Source organism: Rathayibacter sp. AY1D1 (genome assembly GCF_002932635.1).
Lineage (GTDB): Bacteria > Actinomycetota > Actinomycetes > Actinomycetales > Microbacteriaceae > Rathayibacter.
Window position 1 is genome coordinate 96,890 of record NZ_PSVY01000008.1, and the last position, 16,107, is coordinate 112,996.

A 16,107-nucleotide genomic window follows, 5' to 3' on the forward strand; every position below is an offset into this window, starting at 1 on the left:
GTCAGAGGACCTTTGCGATCGCGCGGCGCTCGGCCGCGGGCGAGACCGCGAGCACGCCGCGGTCGGAGGGGAGGAGGTCGTCGAGCGCCTCGGCGTCGACGGAGGAGGCGACCACGGTGAACGCGTCGTCGGCGGCGCGGGCGGCGTCGAGCTCGGCCCGGATCGCGCCGCGCAGCTGCGGGTCGGTGACCGTGTCGAGGTCGTCGAGCACCAGGATCGGCGGAGCCGACTCCAGGGCCGACCGGACGTCGGCGACGGGGTCGGCGGCTCCGGCGAGGCGCACCAGCCCGACCCGGCCGCGCACGGCGGCGGAGCGGATCGGCACGACCAGGCCCGCGACCTTCAGGCGCCCGGAGTCGGGGGCGAGCCGACCGGCGATGCTCAGCAGCAGCGCGGTGCGGCCGGAGCGGTGCGGCCCGTGGACCACGAGGGAGGAGCCGGGAGCGACCCGCAGCGAGACGCCGCTGTAGACGGGACCGTCGGGTCCGTCGAGGCGGAGGTCCTCGGCCGCGATCACGTCCGTGGATCCGGGCTCCGGCCAGTCGGCCAGCGCGAGCTCCTTCGTGAGGCCCTCGCCCTCGACGTCGAAGGACGGGAGGATGCGGTCGAGCCAGCGCGGCATGTGCCAGGCGCGGTCGCCGAGCAGGTGCAGCACGGCGGGCACCAGCGTCATCCGCACGATGAACGCGTCGACGAAGACGCCCACGGCGAGCCCGAGCGCGATCGGCTTGATGTTGGTGTCCCCCTCCGGCACGAAGGCGGCGAAGACCGAGAACATGATGACCGCGGCGGCCGTGACCACCTTGGCCGAGCCGACGAAGCCCGACTCGACAGCGGCGCGCGCCGGCCTCCCGTGCACGTAGTCCTCGCGCATCCGCGAGACCAGGAACACCTCGTAGTCCATCGCGAGGCCGAAGAGCACGCCCATCAGGATGATCGGCATGAAGCTGATGATCGGGCCCGTCTTGTCGACGTGCAGAGCGTCCGAGAACCATCCCCACTCGAACACCGCCGCCACGGCGCCGAAGGACGCACCGACCGACAGCAGGTAGCCCAGCGTCGCCTTGATCGGCACCCAGAGCGAGCGGAACACCATCGTCAGCAGCACCAGCGACAGGCCCACGACGAGCAGGCCGAACGGCAGCAGGGCCTTGGCGAGAGTGTCCGAGATGTCGATCCCGACCGCGGTCTGGCCGGTCACTGCGAGGTCGACGCCGTACTCCTGCTGGAAGTAGTCGTGCTTGTCGCGGATCTCGGCGACCAGCGCCTTGGTGGCCTCGGAGTCGGGGCCGCCCTCGGGAATGACCTGGATGATGCCGGTGTCGGCGGTCTCGTTGGGCGTCGCGAGCGGCACCGAGGCGACTCCGTCGAGCTTCTCGATCTCGCCCTTGAGGTCGTCCATCAGGCCGAGCGGATCGGTCGAGCCGATGATCGTGCCGGTGACGATGAGCGGGCCGTTGTAGCCGGCGCCGAAGTTCTCGGCGAGCAGGTCGTAGGTGGTGCGCGCGGGAGTGCCCTCGGCCTGGTAGCCGGCGTCCGGCAGGGCGAGGCGGAGGCTGAGCGCCGGGATGCTCGCGACGCCGAGCACGCCGATCACCGCGATGATCGTCACGATCGGGAAGCGCGTGACGACCCGGACCCAGCCGCGGAAGAACCCGCGCGGGACCTCGGCGTGCACGTGGCCGCCGGGGGAGGCGGTCGCCGCCTCCTCGTGCGCCTCGGTGTCGACGTGGGTGCCCGCGGCGGCGGCGGCCTTCGCGGCCTTCCTCTTGGCCCGGCGCTCCTTGGGGCGCAGCCGCGCGCCGGCGAAGCCGAGGAGGGCGGGGGTCAGGGTGAGCGCGATGACCACGGCGATCGCGACTCCGCCCGCCGCTGCGACGCCCATCGTGGTGAGGAACGGGATGCCCGCGACCGAGAGGCCGACGAGCGCGATGATCACGGTCAGGCCCGCGAAGACGACGGCGGAGCCCGCGGTCGCGGTCGCCCGCGCGGTCGACTCCTCCGGGTCCATGCCCTGCTTCAGCTGGTCCTGGTGGCGGCTGATGATGAAGAGGGCGTAGTCGATCCCGACCGCCAGGCCCAGCATCAGCGCCAGGAGCGGCGTGGTCGAGGAGATCGAGGCGAAGCGGGTGGCGATGAAGATGGCCGACATCGAGAGGGCGACGCCGAGCAGTGCGGTGACCAGCGGCATGCCGGCGGCCAGGAACGAGCCGAAGGTGAGCACGAGGACGACGAGGGCGACCACGAGGCCGATCGCCTCCGTGATGGTCACGCCGGGGAGGTTCTGGGCGAAGAGATCGCCGCCGAGCGAGACCACGGAGCCGGCGGGCAGCGCGTCCTGGAGGGTCGTCGCCTCGGCCTTCAGCGCGTCGCGGCTCTCGGGGCTCGTGGTGGTGGCGGAGCCGTCCATCTGCGCGGTGATGACGAGGGCGTTCCCGGCGTCGGAGATCGTGCCGGACACGCTGTCGGAGTAGGGGTCCGTGACGGCCGCGACCTCGTCGACGTCGCCGAGCGCGGCGACCGCGTCGCTGACGGGGCCCTTCACGTCGGCGTCCTGGACGCTGCCTCCGTCGGGCGCGACGACAACGTACCGCGCGGACGTGCCGCTGACCTGGGGGAAGGTGCGCTCGAGCTGGTCGAGGGCGGTCTGCGACTGCGTGCCCGGGATGGAGAACGTGTTGTCGGTGCCCTGGTTGAGCAGCAGCGCTCCTCCTCCGCCCGCCACCACGATCAGCAGCCACAGGACGGCGACGAGGCGGTGGGCGCGGTACACGCGACGACCGAGACGGTAGAGCAGCGACGACACGCGGTCTCCTGACGATGGGTGGGGAGGGTGGCGATACGTCTCTGTACCAGGGCGGAGCCGGGCTCCGATACACGAGCGTATCCGATACAGGACCGTATTCGATACGTGAATGTATCGGATAAGGTGAACGGCGTCGAAGGTGTTGACAGGGCGGGCAGGAGGCTGGTGATGACGGCGATCGACTCCACCCCTCCCGAGACCTCCCGCCGAGGCCGCACCCGCGAGCGCCTGCTCGACGCGGCCTACGACGTCTTCGCCGAGACCGGCGTGCACAGCGCGTCCGTCGAGCAGATCTGCGAGCGCGCCGGGTTCTCGCGCGGCGCCTTCTACTCCAACTTCTCCACCAAGGAGGAGCTGTTCTTCGCGCTCATGGAGCGGGAGAACGGCGCCCGGGTGACCGCCCTCGTCGAGCAGATGGACCGTACGATCCCGCGCGTCGTCTCGGCCGACGAGCCGCTGACGGCCGAGACGCTGGCCGTGGTCATCCTCGACTTCCTCCAGGGTCCTGCCACCGACAACCGCCGCTGGTGCGTGGTCGAGTCGGAGTTCGAGCTGCTCGCGCTGCGCGACCCGCGGATCGCTCCGCAGTACCGCGACTTCCGCGCCGGCTTCGACGCCTCGCTCGTGCAGATCGTGCACGGGGCGCTGCGCCAGGTGCGCCGCGACTTCTCCCTCGAGCCGACGACGGCCGTGCGCCTGCTGGTGGCGGGCTACGACGACGCGGTCAAGCAGTCGATCCTCGAGGACGAGTCGGAGCCCGAGTCGCTCGAGCGCCTGCGGGCGACGCTGACGGCGATCGTCCTCGCGATCTCGTCCGCCGACGCCTGAGCCGGGCCGGCTCTCGCGACGGCGGCCGCCGTACCCGACGGCCGGCTCCGCACAGGCAGGCCGAGCGGCCGCTGGAGAGTGTCTGGTCCGGTCCCCGCTCCTCCGCCCGCGCGACGAGGATGGACCCATGGAACTGCGTCAGCTCGAACACTTCCTCGCCGTCGCGAAGGAGCAGCACTTCACCCGCGCCGCGAGCGCCCTGCAGATCTCGCAGTCGGGCCTCTCGGCGTCGATCCGCGCGCTCGAGAGCGAGCTGGGCAGCCCCCTCTTCACCCGCAGCACGCGCCGGGTCGAGCTGACGCCGGCCGGTCGGGCGATGCTCGCGGAGTCGGAGCGCTCGGTCGCCAGCGCGCTCGCCGCCCGCGACGCGGTTCTCGCCGTGCAGGGGGTGCTCCGCGGGAGCCTCGCGGTCGGCACGGAGGAGTGCCTCGGCGGCGTGCACCTGCCGCGCGAGCTCGCGAACTTCCGCGAGCAGCACCCGGGAGTCGCGCTCCGGCTGATCCACGAGGGGTCCGGCACGCTGCTCGACTCCGTCGCCGCCGGCCGCCTCGACCTGGCGCTGGTCGCCGACATCGGAGCCGTGCCGGGCGGCGTGCGGACGATGCCGCTGGCGAGCGAGGGCTTCGCGGTGCTCGTGCGCCCGGGTCACCCGCTCGCGAGCCGCGTCGGCTGCCGCATCCCGGACCTGGCGGGCGAGACGATCGTGGGGCTGCAGGAGCACTGGGCGGCGAGTCACCTCGCGGCGCGGGCGTTCGCGGCGCACGGCCTCGCGTTCGAGGTCGAGCTCGAGGTGAACGACGTGCACACGCTGCTCGACCTGGTCGAGTACGGCATGGGGATCGCGGTCGTGCCGGCGCACTTCGCCGAGAAGCGCCCGGCCGGGCTGCGGGCGGTGGCCCTCGCCGATCCGCTCCTGGTGTGGCGGACGATGGTGGCGGTGCCGGAACGGCCGAGCGCCGCGGCCCGCGCGTTCGTCTCGGCCCTCCCGCAGCCGCTGCAGGACGCGGTCTGAGTCGGAACGCGCTCGCAACGGAGGAGGGACCAGCGCCGAGATCCCGCGATCCGCGTCGGACCGGTGCCTCGACCGGATCCCTCCTCCGTCATGAACGGGCTCAGTCGAGCGAGGCCAACTCCTCGGGCGTGAGCTCCAGGTCGGCCGCCGTGGCGGAGTCGCGGATGCTCTCGGGGCGGGAGGCGCCCGGGATCGGCAGCACGACCGGGGCCTTCGCCAGCTCCCAGGCGAGGCAGACGACCTGCGGCGTCACGCCGCGGGCCTCGGCGACCGCCGCGAACGCGGAGTAGCGCGAGCCGAGCTCGCCCGCCGAGGAGATGCCGCCGAGCGGGCTCCACGGCAGGAACGCCAGTCCGAGCTCGGCGCAGAGCTCGAGCTCCGGCTCGCTGGAGCGGAACGACGGCGAGAACTGGTTCTGCACCGAGACCAGGCGCTCGCCGAGAATGCCGTGCGCCTCGCGGATCTGGTCCGGGTCGGCGTTCGAGATGCCCGCTCGGAGGACGACGCCCTCGTCGAGCAGCTCGGCCAGCGCTCCGATCGAGTCGGCGTAGGGGACCGCCGGGTCGGGCCGGTGGTACTGGTAGAGGCCGATCGCGTCGACGCCGAGGCGCTTCGCGGACGCGCGGGCCGCCTCCTTGAGGTACTCGGGGCGGCCGTCCTGGTCCCAGGGGCCGGGCTCGCGCCGCAGGTGGCCGCCCTTGGTGGCGACGAGCACGGCGGAGGTGTCGCCGCCGTAGCTGCGCAGCGCCTCCGCGATCAGCAGCTCGTTGTGGCCGAGGTCGTCCTGGGTGGCGAGGTGGTAGGCGTCGGCCGTGTCGATCAGGGTCACGCCGGCGTCGAGGGCGGCGTGGATCGTGGCGATCGAGCGCTCGCGGTCCGGGCGGCCCTCGATCGACATCGGCATGCCGCCGAGTCCGATCGCGCCGACCTGGAGGTCGCCGAGAGTGCGCTGCTTCATGAATGCTCCTTCGCAGTGGGGTGGGTGGTCACCAGGCGTAGTCCTCGGGGGCTGTCCGGTGGCCGGGGAAGATCTCGTCGAGGCGCGCGAGGGCCTCGGCGTCGAGGGTGATGTCGACGGCGGCGACGGCGCTCTCGAGCTGCTCGAGCGTCCGCGGCCCGGTGATCGGACCGGTGACGGCGGGCTGGTGGAGGAGCCACGCCAGCGCCAGCTCGCCGGGCGCCTCGCCGCGCTCGCGGGCGAACGCCTCCCACTGCTCGAGCGCGGGACGGTGCTCCTCGATCGCGGCGAGGGTGCGCTCGGAGGAGCGGCGCCCGCCCTCCGCGGTCTTCTCGAGCACGCCGCCCAGCAGTCCGCCCTGCAGCGGCGACCAGGGGATGACGCCGAGCCCGTAGTGCAGCGCGGCGGGCAGGACCTCGCGCTCGACGTCGCGGACGAGCAGGTTGTAGATCGACTGCTCGGAGGCGAGGCCGGTGAAGTGGCGGGCGCGCGCCGCCTCCTGCGCCTGGGCGAGGTGCCAGCCGGCGAAGTTGCTGGAGCCGACGTAGAGGACCTTGCCCTGCTGGACGGCGACCTCCATCGCCTGCCAGATCTCGTCCCAGGGAGTCGTCCGGTCGACGTGGTGGAACTGGTAGAGGTCGATGTGGTCCGTCTGCAGGCGGCGGAGGCTCTCGTCGAGCGCGCGGCGCAGGGTGAGCGCCGAGAGACGGCCGCCGTTGGGCCAGGAGTCGCGGCCGCGCTCGGCTCCGGGAGCGGCGAACTCGCCCATGTCGCCGAAGACCTTGGTCGCGAGGACGGTGCGCTCGCGGCGCTCGCCGCCCTGCGCGAACCAGCGGCCCACGATCTCCTCGGTGGCGCCGCGGCCGGCCTCGCCTCCGTACACGTTGGCCGTGTCGAAGAAGTTGACGCCGAGCTCGTGCGCGCGGTCCATGATCGCGAACGAGTCGGACTCCTCGGTCTGCATGCCGAAGTTCATGGTGCCGAGGACGGTGCGGGAGACGGACAGGCCGGTGCGGCCGAGGTGCGTGTACTGCATGGTCCCAGTCGACTCCGGTTCGGGCCGCGTGTCCAACAGGTGCTCGGCATGGGTGCGATCGACGGGGGAGGTCAATCGGGGGCGCGCCGTCCAGGGGCCACCCCGCGCCCCGCGTCGGGCCTGCGCGTCGGCCGGGTCCAGCGGCCTCGACCGGATCGCCCGCAGCCCGCTGGGCGCGGTGGCGCCCGGCCGCCCGGGTGCCGGGTTAGAGTCGCGGAATGGTCCGGACGACGCAGCGCCTCGTGATCGCCCTCTCCGCCGTGGTCCTGCTCGCCGGCTGCACGGCGGAGGCGACGAGCCCCGCCGCCCCACCCGCCGAGCCGACCGCCTCCACCGCACCGCCCGCCGCCGGAGCCGAGTCCACGCCGCGGCCGGTGCCGAGCGTCTCGACCACTCCCGCACCCGTCGAGGACGTCTCGGGCGAGTGCGTCGTCCAGGCGCTCGACGAGGGGACGCTCGACGGCGTCGACCTCGAGCGCGTGCGCGACCGCGGCACCCGCGTCGGCGCGACCGGGACGGCGAGCACCGCCTCCGACGGCGCCCCGGCCTCCTACCTGGTGGCAGCGGGCGACATCAGCGAGCGGATCGCGGACCGGTTCTGCATCAGCTCCGACTACCTCTCCGCGCTGAACTCGGTGCGCCGCGACGGCGTCGACATCGACAGCCTGTACGGCGGCGACACCCTCAACCTCCGCCCGACGACCGTCCTGAGCGTCGGCGACCAGAACGGCCGCGTCCTCGACAACGCCGAGCCCGACGACCTCCCCGCGCAGACCGGCTGACGCCGCCGACGCCCGCCGCCACTCCTCCCGCCTCGCAGCAGCAGGCGACCACCGCGGAAGGCGCGGATCCGACGGCACGTGCGCGGCACTCAGCCCAGGACGCCGATCAGGACCGCCGACACGGCGACGGTCGCCGCGAGCCCGGTCGTCCGCGAGCGGCGGCGCGCCGGATCCTCGAACCACGGCAGCCCGCCCCAGCGCAGCACGGCGCCGGCCGCCCCGGCCGCGGTGAGAGCCACCAGCGCGGCCCAGGGGAGCAGCGTCAGCGCCGACCAGTCGACGAGCGCCCGCCCGAGCAGCAGCACGGCGACGGCCTCGACGCCGCGGGCGAGCGTCCGGACGCGGTCGCGGTCGAGGAGCCCGGCCGCCCGGCGCCGGGGGACGCTCCCCAGGGCGAAGCGCCCGACGGTGAACGCGACGACGAGCAGGACGAGGATCGAGGCGATCATCACGACTCCTCCCCGGCGCGCTCCAGCAGGCGCAGGCCGAGCTCGTCGACCGAGCTCGCCGTGTCCCCGTTGACGAACACGGCCACGCCGCTCTCCCGGTCCATCGCGAGCATCGTCGAGTAGCCGGAGGTCCCTCCGTTGTGCCAGGTGACGGATCCGCCGTCCTCCGACTCCGAGGTGAACCAGCCGAGGCCGATCCGCGCCCCGTCGGCATCGAACCGCGGATCCAGGACGCTCGCCGCGGGCACCCCCAGCGCGGGGTCGTCGGTGAGGAGGGCCTGCGCGTAGCGGGCCATGTCCGCCGCCGTGGAGCGGGTGAAGCCCGCCGGCGCGTAGCCCGCCATCGTCCACGCGTCGACGGACCGCCCGCTCGCCGAGAAGCCGGTCGGCGCGTCGGCGGGGAGGGCGTCCGCGGTCTCCGGGACGGAGGTCGCGGTCATCCCGAGCGGATCGAGGACGCGCTCGCGGAGGAGGTCGGCGTAGTCGCGGCCCTCGGCGCGGGCGAGCGTCTGGCCCAGCACCGCCGCACCGAGGTTCGAGTAGGCGTGCACGTGCTCGCCCTGGTCCGCCTCGGCGGCCTGCCGGAGGACGTCGTCGGCCGACCAGCCCGCGTAGGGGTCCGTGCCGCGCAGCTGGGCGACGAGCGTCGAGGCGAGGTCGCCGACACCGGTGGGGAGTCGCGGCAGGCCGGAGCGATGGGTCGCCAGCTCCTCGAGCGTCCCGGTGAAGCCGCCGACGGCGGCGGGGTCCTCGAGCCCGACCGTCCCCTCGGAGGCGCTCCGGGCGAGGAGGAGCGCGGTCATCGTCTTCGTGACCGATCCGATCTCGACCTCGGTCCGCTCGTCGGCTCCGAGTCCGCCGTAGCGCACGCCGTCGGGCGTGATCACGGCCGCGACGAGGTGGTTCCGCGCCCCGTCTCCGACGTCGGTCCGGAGCCACCCGGCGATCTCGACGTTGCCCGTCGCCTCGGTCGAGAGGGTCGGAGCGGAGGGACGGAGCAGCACTCCGCCGAGCAGGACGACGGCCGCGGCGGAGGCGGCGGCGAGAGCGAGGCGGCGGCGGGTCATCGGGGTCCTCCGGCGGCGAGCAGGATCACGAGCAGGGGGACGAGGCGCTCCGGCGGGACGCCGTAGCGACCGCGGCCGCGCGCCTCCAGCCAGCCGGCGGCGACCAGCTGGTTGACGTGGTGGTAGATCTGCCCGGTGGTGCCCGCGCCCTCGCTCTCGGCGAGCTGGGCGACGGTCTCGACTCCGCCGGCCACCGCCTGCAGGAACCGCAGGCGCACGGGGCTGCCCAGCGCGGCGAGCGCGGTCGGCCCGGGGCTCGCTCCCCAGTCGCGCTCGAAGAACGCGTCGGTGCTGAGGCCGTACTGCCACTCGACGGGGCCGGCCGGAGTGGCGACCGAGCCGGCGAAGACGACTCCGCCGGGAGAGGGCAGGCGCTCGCGGAGAGCGGTCAGGGCCCAGAGCGGATCGTCGGCGGCGGGCGCGGCGGGAGTGTCGGCGCGCTCGAGGCGGTCCAGCCGCGCTCGGAGCTCGTCGACCTCGCCGGCGAGGTCGCGGGAGGAGGTCATGCCTCCACTATTGCAAACATTCCGTAATCACGGAACTCCGGAGCGGAGCCGGTACCGCAGGAGTCGCGGTGGTCCAGCTCGACCACCGCGACTCCTGCGGACTCGGATCGCCCGGAGGCTCAGCCGAAGTGGCGCGGCAGCACGGCGCCGTTCACCGAGCGCAGCTCGTCCAGCGGCAGCGTGAAGAGACCCTGCACCTCGACCGCGGGGGTCGCCGCGTCGGTCACGCCGATGCGCAGCACCGGGTAGCCCCGGCCCTCGCAGAGCCCGCGGAACTTCACGTCGTCCTCGCGCGGCACCGACACGAGCACACGGCCGGTCGACTCCGAGAACAGCGCGGCCGTCGCGTCGACGCCGTCGCGCTCCATCAGCTCGTCGAGCCAGATGCGCGCCCCGACGCCGAAGCGCAGCGCCGACTCGGCCAGCGCCACCACGAGCCCGCCGTCGGCGAGGTCGTGAGCGGAGGCGATGAGCGACTCCTTCGCGCCCGCCGAGATCAGCTCGGCCAGCGCGCGCTCGGCGGCCAGGTCGAGCTGCGGGGGCAGCCCGCCGAGGTGGTCGTGGATCGTGCCGGCCCACGCGGAGCCGTCGAGCTCGTCGCGGGTGGTGCCGAGGAGGTAGAGGTTGTCGCCCTCGTCCTGCCAGCCGGAGGGGATGCGGCGCGCGACGTCGTCGATCACGCCGAGGACGCCGACGACGGGGGTCGGGAAGATCGGCACGTCGCCGGTCTGGTTGTAGAACGAGACGTTGCCGCCGGTGACGGGGATCTCGAGCTCGAGGCAGGCGTCGGCGAGCGCGCCCACGGCCTCGCGGAACTGCCACATCACCTCGGGGTTCTCGGGGCTGCCGAAGTTGAGGCAGTCCGAGACGGCGACCGGGGTCGCTCCAGTGACGGCGACGTTGCGGAACGCCTCCGCCAGCGCCAGGCGGGCGCCCTGCGCCGGGTCGAGCTGGCACCAGCGCCCGTTCGCGTCGGTCGCGACCGCGAAGCCGAGGCCCGACTCCTCGTCGACGCGGACCATGCCGCCGTCGTCGGGATAGCTGAGCGCGGTGTTGCCGAGCACGTAGCGGTCGTACTGCGAGGTGATCCAGCTCTTGTCGGCGAGGTTCGCCGAGCCCAGGAGCGCCAGGGTCTCGGCGCGCAGCGCGTCGCCGCCGGTCGAGCGGGGCAGTCGGGAGGAGGAGTCGGCCTGCAGCGCGTCGAGCCAGGAGGGGTACTCGATCGGGCGCTCGTAGACCGGGCCGTCGACCGCGACGGTGCGCGGGTCGACGTTGACGATCTCCTCGCCGTGCCAGTTGATGATGAGGCGGCCGGAGTCGGTGACCTCGCCGAGCACGCTGGTCTCGACGTCCCACTTGCCGACGACCTCGAGGAACGCGTCGAGCTTCTCGGGCGTGACGACGGCCATCATCCGCTCCTGCGACTCCGACATGAGGATCTCCTCCGCCGTGAGCGAGGGGTCGCGCAGCAGCACCGAGTCGAGCTCGATGAACATGCCGCCGTCGCCGTTGGAGGCCAGCTCCGAGGTGGCGCAGGAGATGCCCGCGGCGCCCAGGTCCTGGATGCCCTCGACGAGGTCCTTGCGGAACAGTTCGAGGCAGCACTCGATGAGCACCTTCTCGGCGAACGGGTCGCCGACCTGCACCGCGGGGCGCTTGGTCGGTCCGCCGTCGGCGAAGGTGTCGGAGGCGAGGATCGACGCGCCGCCGATGCCGTCGCCTCCGGTGCGCGCCCCGAAGAGCACGACCTTGTTGCCGACGCCGCGGGCGTTCGCGAGGTGCAGGTCCTCGTGGCGGAGGACGCCGACGGCCAGCGCGTTGACGAGCGGGTTGCCCTGGTAGACGGAGTCGAAGTAGGTCTCGCCGCCGATGTTCGGCAGGCCGAGGCAGTTGCCGTAGAAGGAGATGCCGGCCACGACGCCGTGCACCACGCGCGCGGTGTCGGGGTCGTCGATCGCCCCGAAGCGCAGCGCGTCCATGACCGCGACCGGCCGGGCGCCCATCGAGATGATGTCGCGGACGATGCCGCCGACCCCCGTCGCCGCACCCTGGAAGGGCTCGATGTAGCTCGGGTGGTTGTGGCTCTCGATCTTGAAGGTGACGGCCCAGCCCTCGCCGACGTCGACCACTCCGGCGTTCTCGCCCATGCCGACCATGAGGTTCTTCTTCATGGCGGGGGAGACCTTCTGCCCGAACTGGCGGAGGTACATCTTCGACGACTTGTAGGAGCAGTGCTCGCTCCACATCACCGAGTACATCGCGAGCTCGCCGCTCGTGGGGCGGCGGCCGAGGATCTCGCGGATGCTCGCGTACTCGTCGGGCTTGAGTCCGAGGGCCGCGTAGGGCTGCTCCCGCTCGGGCGTCGCCTCCGCGTTCGCAGTGGTGTCGGGAACGGCGGTGCGGCTGTCTGCCATGTGCTGGAGGCTCCAGGGGAGGGGGACGGGATGCGCGTCGATCCTACCCGCCGCGGTCGCCGGGGCCCGGGCCCTCCGGTGGAGCGGTGCGGGCACCGGCGCCTAGGATCGGGCGGGTGAAGCGGGCGGCTCTGATCGGGACCGTGCTGTGGGGGCTCTACCAGTGCTTCGGGAACCTCGGAGCGGCGAACATCTCGTCGGACGAGCCCGTGTACCTCGCCGCGGGCTGGGACTACCTGCACGGCGACGTGAGCGCGAACCTCGAGCATCCGCCGACGGCGAAGTACCTGATCGGGCTCGCGCAGGTGCTGCTCGGCGAGGGGCTGCTCGCGGGCAGGATCGCCGCCGGCGCGGCCGCGTTCCTCACCGGGGTGGTGCTCTGGCTCTGGTTCCGGCGCGAGCTCGGCCCGACGCTCGCGCTCGTCCCGGCCGGCCTGTTCCTCCTCCTCCCGCGCACCGCCGTGGGCGCCGGCACCCGGATCGACCGCCTCGCACTCCTGGAGCCGTTCATGGTGCTCTTCGCCGTCGCGGCGATGGCGGCGGCGTGGACCTGGTCGCGCGCCTCGCCGGGCAGGCGGAGCGGCTGGCTGATCGCGCTGGCCGGTGCGCTGCTGGCGCTGTCGGTCACCTCGAAGCTGACCACCGCGGTCCTCGCGCCCGTGCTCCTGCTGCCGCTGCTGTGGTCGGGGAGCAGGGCCCGGGCTCTGCGGGGCGGCCTCGCCCTCTCCGTCGCGTTCGTCGTCACCGGGGTGCTCGCCTACCTGCCGGTGCACCCGGTCGAGGCGATCCGGTACCTGCTCGAGTTCCAGTCCGAGCACAACGCCGACGGCCACCTGATCGAGGTCGCCGGGACCGCGTACGTCTTCCCTCCGTGGTGGGCGAACCTCTGGTTCATGGTCGTCGGCATCGGGCCGGCGGCGCTCGCCGTGCTGCTCCTCGGGACCCTGCTGGCCCTGCTCGCTCCGCGGCGCCGCGCGCTGGTGCTCTACCTGGGCGCCGCGACGCTGCTCCTCCTCGTGTTCCACCTGGCGATCAGCTCGGTCGCGCTGCCGCACTACTACGCGGCGTGGGCGTGGCTCCTCTGCGCGCTGGCGGGCGTCGGCATCGCGGAGGCGCTGCGCGGCGGGATCGTGCTGCCCGCACCCCTCGCCCGCGGCGTCGGCGCGGTGCTGCTGGCCGTTTCCCTCGTGATCGCGATCGCCACCTCGGCGGGGATCGCCCAGGAGCGGCCGACCGGGATCGCGCGGGTGGCCGACGTGCTGCGCGAGCGCGGCCTCGACGGCGGCCTGGTCCTCGCGCAGGGCATGTCCTCGGGCGTCTACGTGCCCTACATCGGCGACCGGGTGACGACCGATCCGTCGTCCGCCGGGATCGTCGCCATCGCGATCGAGCGGTCGGCGCGCTTCCCCGTCGATCCGCGCGTGTACGCCTACCTCGAGTCGGCGCGGCCCGAGACGGTGCGGCTCGACGACCTCACCCTCGTGCTGGTCGACGGACCGCTGCCGTGACCGCTCACTTCGAGCGGCAGGCCCCCGGATCCACGGCGTCCGTCAGCGAGGCGGCCTGCTCGACCACGGGAGTGAGGACCGAGAGCGGGATGGCGTAGCCGACGTTGTCGACGGAGGCGGCCTTGCCGAAGACGACGCCCGACACGGTGCCCTCGAGAGAGAGCAGCGGGCCGCCCGAGTTGCCCTGGTTGACGACGGCGGCGAGGGTCAGCACCTCCCGTGAGGTCGGTGCGCCGTCGACCATCAGCGAGACCGTGGCGTCGGAGGAGATCTCGGCCGAGCCGAGGGTCAGCGGGCCGCCGAAGGGGTAGCCCGCGACCACGGCGTCGTCCCCGGCGGCGACGGCGTCGTCGAGCGGGAGCGGGGAGGCGTCGAGCCCGTCGACGGCGATCACGGCGAGGTCGGCGGCCGGGTCCAGGTAGACGACGCGGCCGGTGCGCGGGGCTTCGCCCGGCGCCTCGACGACCGGCTGCGAGACTCCGCCGACCACGTGCGCGTTGGTGATGACGCGGTCGTCCGAGACGACGAAGCCGCTGCCCGTCACTCCGACGTCGCAGGCCCAGGCCGTGCCGGAGACGCGCACGACCGAGCGGGTGGCGGCGGCGACCTCCGGGTCGTCGGTCGAGACGTCCGGGATCGCGGGCGCCTGGGTGGGAGCGTCGAGCGCCTCGACGACCCAGGACGTGCCCTCGTCGACCACGGTCGACTGCAGTTGGGCGAGGAAGGCGCGGACGGGGGAGGGGGTGAGGTCGTCGATCGTGCGGATGACCGTCGATCCGGCGACCGAGGTCGTGACGAGGGGGACGCCGAGGAGGGAGACGGCCGAGGTGACGGCGATCCAGACCAGGCCGGAGATCGCGACGCCGGCGACGCCGCCGGCGAGCCGGTCGAGCAGGCCGAGCTTCACGCGGTCGGCTCCGCGGCCGATGACCGCGCCGAGCGTCGCTCCGATCGCGTAGCCGACGCCCAGCAGCAGCACGGCGGTGCCGATCACGGCGAGCAGGCGCCACTCGCTGCCGGCCGTCCACGACGAGACGGCGGGCACGGCGAACGAGGCGCCCATCGCGCCTGCGACGATCCCGGCGAGACCGCCGAGGGTCCGGAGCAGGCCGCGCCGCAGACCGTCGACGAGCGCGCCGATGAGGCTCAGCACGACGATGACGTCGACGATCACGGATGCACCCACGCGGAACTCCTGCCGGTGTCGGGGACGGGTCCTCCAGCATGACCGACGCGGGATGCGCGGACGCCCGGAGGCGGCTGGCAGTCCGCGGCGGCTGAGGTGCGCGGGACGGCGGCGGCGGCGCGGGAGCCGGACACCGCCGGCAGCGCGCTGCCGCCGGGCGGGCGCTGCAGCCGAGCGGGCGGTGCCCCCTAGAAGAACGAGATGCAGTACGGCGTCGCGACCGGCGCGAACAGCCGGTCCATCCGCCCCGCCTCGCCCGTGACGCGCGCCAGCCCGGCCTTCACCAGGATCGACGGCCGCACCGAGCCCAGCAGCAGCGAGCCCAGGTCGGCCACGTCCAGCGCGAGCTCGGCCTCGTCCCCGGTGCGCTCCACGGTGGCGGAGCCGCCCGAGGCGGTGAGGCGGTAGCGGCCGTCGGCGAGCCCGAGCCCGTCGGCCACCTCGACCACGACCGAGCCGTCAGCGGTCCACGGCCGGGCCGAGAACGCGGCGGCGACGTCGAGGATCCGCAGCCAGATCAGGTCGCCCACGTGGCTCACCTGCACCACGCGCGCGTCGCGGAGCGCCCAGGTCAGCGGATCGTCCACCGGCGCCATGTCCCAGGTCACCGCGGAGGCGAGGTCGACCGCGCCGAGGTAGCCCCAGAGCGCGAGGTAGGCGTCGGCGCCGGGGGCGACGAGGTCGACGATCTCGAGGGTCTTGTCGTCCTCAGGCCCGACCGCGCGGTAGGTCACGAAGCCGTCGAGCGTCCCCTCCTCGTCGAGGTGGACGGCCGAGCGGACGTCGAGGCCGGGCGTGGTCTCGCCGGACGCGGTGCCGACGGAGTTCGCCTCGTAGCGCGACTGGCGGGTCAGCGAGCCGGGGGTCGACGCCTGGAACGCGGCGAACACCGCGGGGATGCGCGGCTGCAGCCAGCTCGTCGCGACCACCTCGACGCGGCCGGCGGGCTCGGTCTGCAGGCCGAAGCGCGGCCCGGTGTCGACGCGGATGGAGCGGGTGAAGGCCGAGCGGCCGAAGCCGAACCGGCGGTAGATGGAGGCCTCGCTCGCCGTGAGCGCGGCGACCGGGGTGCCGGCCTCCTTCGCCAGGCGCAGGTCCTCGGTGATCATCGCGCGCAGGATGCCGCGGCGCCGGTGCGTGGGCCGCACGGTCACCTGCGACACCAGGTGCGCCGGCAGCTCGCGTCCGCCGCCGACCTGCAGGGCCCCGGGGAACGCCGCGTAGGTGCCGACCGGCACGCCCGCGCCGTCGAGTCCCTCGGGGGCGGAGGAGTCGACGACCGCGGTCAGCACGCGCTGGTCGGCGACCATGTGCTCGGCCCAGTCCCGCAGCTTCTCCGGCGTGAACTCCTTCTCGTGGAAGCCCGCGTTGATCGCGGTGGCCCACGCGGCGGTGGCGGCATCGGGACCGCCCTCGTCGTTCAGGGCGGCGGGGAAGCGGCGGAGGTCGAGACCGGTGAGAGGCATCCGTCCAGCCTATTCACCCGGGGTGCGCGGGGGCTGAACCGGTGCGCGAACGGTCACCGCGACGGGCGCGCCCGTAACGCGGACCGCCG

The 16,107-nt window shown here is 73.7% G+C and carries 13 protein-coding genes; 4 read left to right on the forward strand and 9 right to left on the reverse strand.

The features are described 5' to 3' along the window. Position 1 precedes the first annotated feature (1 nt). Complete coding sequence (locus tag C5C56_RS08105) at positions 2–2,806, reverse strand: MMPL family transporter (RefSeq protein ID WP_104319366.1); 2,805 nt, start codon at positions 2,804–2,806, stop codon at positions 2–4. A 168-nt stretch (positions 2,807–2,974) separates the two neighbouring features. Here C5C56_RS08105 and C5C56_RS08110 point away from each other — a divergent pair, with 168 nt between their 5' ends. Continuing rightward, positions 2,975–3,634, forward strand: a complete 660-nt coding sequence (locus C5C56_RS08110) for a TetR/AcrR family transcriptional regulator (protein WP_104247472.1) — start codon at positions 2,975–2,977, stop codon at positions 3,632–3,634. Between the two features lie 127 nt (positions 3,635–3,761). After that, entirely contained in the window at positions 3,762–4,646 is an 885-nt protein-coding gene (locus C5C56_RS08115) for a LysR family transcriptional regulator (RefSeq protein WP_104247471.1), read from the forward strand. Positions 4,647–4,746: 100 nt separating this feature from the next. Here C5C56_RS08115 and C5C56_RS08120 read toward each other — a convergent pair whose 3' ends face one another. Both C5C56_RS08120 and C5C56_RS08125 read right to left on the reverse strand, forming a co-directional pair. After that, on the reverse strand, positions 4,747–5,604 hold the full coding sequence (locus C5C56_RS08120; RefSeq protein ID WP_104239446.1) for an aldo/keto reductase: 858 nt from the start codon (positions 5,602–5,604) through the stop codon (positions 4,747–4,749). 28 nt (positions 5,605–5,632) lie between these two features. Continuing rightward, positions 5,633–6,640, reverse strand: a complete 1,008-nt coding sequence (locus C5C56_RS08125) for an aldo/keto reductase (RefSeq protein ID WP_104222753.1) — start codon at positions 6,638–6,640, stop codon at positions 5,633–5,635. Between the two features lie 218 nt (positions 6,641–6,858). Between C5C56_RS08125 and C5C56_RS08130 the strand changes: the two genes are divergently transcribed. Further along, on the forward strand, positions 6,859–7,422 hold the full coding sequence (locus C5C56_RS08130; RefSeq protein WP_104273145.1) for a hypothetical protein: 564 nt from the start codon (positions 6,859–6,861) through the stop codon (positions 7,420–7,422). 89 nt (positions 7,423–7,511) lie between these two features. Here C5C56_RS08130 and C5C56_RS08135 read toward each other — a convergent pair whose 3' ends face one another. From C5C56_RS08135 to purL, 4 genes are all read right to left on the reverse strand, one after another. After that, complete coding sequence (locus C5C56_RS08135) at positions 7,512–7,871, reverse strand: hypothetical protein (protein WP_104225688.1); 360 nt, start codon at positions 7,869–7,871, stop codon at positions 7,512–7,514. Next, complete coding sequence (locus C5C56_RS08140; protein ID WP_104319367.1) at positions 7,871–8,938, reverse strand: serine hydrolase; 1,068 nt, start codon at positions 8,936–8,938, stop codon at positions 7,871–7,873. The genes C5C56_RS08135 and C5C56_RS08140 overlap by 1 nt, the downstream gene beginning before the upstream one ends. Further along, on the reverse strand, positions 8,935–9,444 hold the full coding sequence (locus tag C5C56_RS08145) for a winged helix-turn-helix domain-containing protein (protein ID WP_104319368.1): 510 nt from the start codon (positions 9,442–9,444) through the stop codon (positions 8,935–8,937). Before C5C56_RS08145 ends, C5C56_RS08140 begins: the two co-directional genes overlap by 4 nt. Positions 9,445–9,563: 119 nt before the next feature. Further along, positions 9,564–11,858, reverse strand: a complete 2,295-nt coding sequence (gene purL, locus C5C56_RS08150) for a phosphoribosylformylglycinamidine synthase subunit PurL (protein ID WP_104234263.1) — start codon at positions 11,856–11,858, stop codon at positions 9,564–9,566. Positions 11,859–11,974: 116 nt separating this feature from the next. On the opposite strand from purL, the gene C5C56_RS08155 reads away from it, so the two are divergent. Then, the gene (locus C5C56_RS08155; RefSeq protein WP_181137569.1) at positions 11,975–13,366 is read left to right on the forward strand and encodes a glycosyltransferase family 39 protein; all 1,392 of its coding nucleotides are present in this window, start codon (positions 11,975–11,977) and stop codon (positions 13,364–13,366) included. A 4-nt stretch (positions 13,367–13,370) separates the two neighbouring features. Here the strand turns inward: C5C56_RS08155 and C5C56_RS08160 are convergent, their stop codons facing one another. Beyond that, complete coding sequence (locus tag C5C56_RS08160; protein WP_258065625.1) at positions 13,371–14,552, reverse strand: MarP family serine protease; 1,182 nt, start codon at positions 14,550–14,552, stop codon at positions 13,371–13,373. Positions 14,553–14,740: 188 nt separating this feature from the next. Then, positions 14,741–16,018 carry a GNAT family N-acetyltransferase gene (locus tag C5C56_RS08165; RefSeq protein ID WP_104319370.1) on the reverse strand — a complete coding sequence of 426 codons (1,278 nt, stop codon included), beginning with the start codon at positions 16,016–16,018 and terminating at the stop codon, positions 14,741–14,743. Between the last annotated feature and the right edge of the window lie 89 nt (positions 16,019–16,107).